Genomic DNA, 1,291 nt, shown 5'->3' with positions numbered 1-1,291 from the left:
TTATTTTTCAAATTGTCTGTTGTCGTCAAATAGGGTTGCCACTAACGATTTGCGGCTTGGCGAAGGTGGCGATTACACCACTAAACATTCTTACGAAGCACGAACTTCAAATATACGAAAAACTGTCATACGAAGCAATGACCCGCCACTTTTGCCAAACCGCTGTTATGCGGTCGGCTTTCTCTCTTGACTTTATCACATTTCTTAACCAAAGTCAATGGATAGCAGTCGTGAAGTAAATAATTTTGTCCCTGAATTATTTCATAGAACTAACAATATTAAAATGAAAGCAAGCGTAAGTAAAATGTATGGAACACCGGATGTGTTCAAAATTGAAGAGGTCACTAAACCTGTCCCGAAACATAATGAAGTTTTGGTTAGAGTTTATGCCGCCACTGTTACAGGGTCAGACATTATGATGAGAATAGGTAAACCGTATGTGGGTCGCTTATATTTGGGGTTAAGTAAACCCAAAACAACAATTCTCGGATTTGACTTTGCTGGCGAAATAGTCGAAACGGGAAAAGATGTTACTTCATTTAAAGTAGGTGATAAAGTCTTTGGAGGAACAACAGCTCTTGGGTGTTATGCTGAATACACTTGTGTCAATGTGGATGATGTAATAACGACCATACCTGAAAATATCAATTATCAGACTGCTGCTCCTGTAAGTGGAAGTGCAATTACTGTGATGAATTTCTTAAAAGGTCTGGCTAAAATAAAGGCAGGAGATAAGTTATTAATTAATGGTGCTTCAGGTAGTCTTGGGACTTATGCTGTTCAAATTGCAAAGTATTTTGGTGCTGAAGTAACTGGGGTTTGCAGCACTACAAATATGAAAATGGTTAAGGAGTTAGGAGCTGATTTTGTGATTGACTATACCAATGAAGATTTCACAAAAAATGGCAAACAGTATGATATTATTTTTGATACTGTAGGCAAAATTAATTTTTCATCTTGTAAAAAATCTCTCACCGAAAATGGCATTTATCTTTCCTCTGTTATAAGTATGCCACTTTTGTTGCAAATGATGAAAACATCTTTGTTTGGCAAAAAGAAGGTAAAGTCTTCATCAACTGGTATGTTGCCTGCTAAAGAGCGTTTAAACTATTTTTTAGAACTAAAAGAATTGCTTGAAACTGGAACGATTAAAACTGTAATTGATACTTCCTATCCATTGTCACAAATGGGTGATGCTCATAAATATGTAGAAAAGGGACACAAAAAAGGAAATATTATAATTAATCTAAGTACACGACAAAAATTGTATTAAATTAATTTCCAGCTTATT

The 1,291-nt window shown here is 35.4% G+C and carries 2 protein-coding genes; both read left to right on the top strand.

The features are described 5' to 3' along the window. Positions 1-239 (top strand): hypothetical protein (locus tag CHU92_RS15950; RefSeq protein ID WP_207759779.1); only part of this gene is annotated, 239 nt, incomplete at its 5' end. After that, positions 218-1,273, top strand: a complete 1,056-nt coding sequence (locus tag CHU92_RS00600; protein ID WP_243389530.1) for an NAD(P)-dependent alcohol dehydrogenase — start codon at positions 218-220, stop codon at positions 1,271-1,273. The genes CHU92_RS15950 and CHU92_RS00600, both read left to right, overlap by 22 nt. The last annotated feature ends 18 nt before the right edge of the window (positions 1,274-1,291 follow it).

It is taken from the genome of Flavobacterium cyanobacteriorum (assembly GCF_002251835.1).
Classification (GTDB): Bacteria; Bacteroidota; Bacteroidia; order Flavobacteriales; family Flavobacteriaceae; genus Flavobacterium; species Flavobacterium cyanobacteriorum.
Note: the sequence above shows the minus strand (reverse complement) of the source record. Positions and strands in the feature narration are given on the sequence as shown.

Excerpts from the sequence above, each read along its gene's own strand:
- CHU92_RS00600 (WP_243389530.1), top strand. The coding sequence starts at position 218 with ATGGATAGCAGTCGTGAAGTAAATAATTTTGTCCCTGAATTATTTCAT.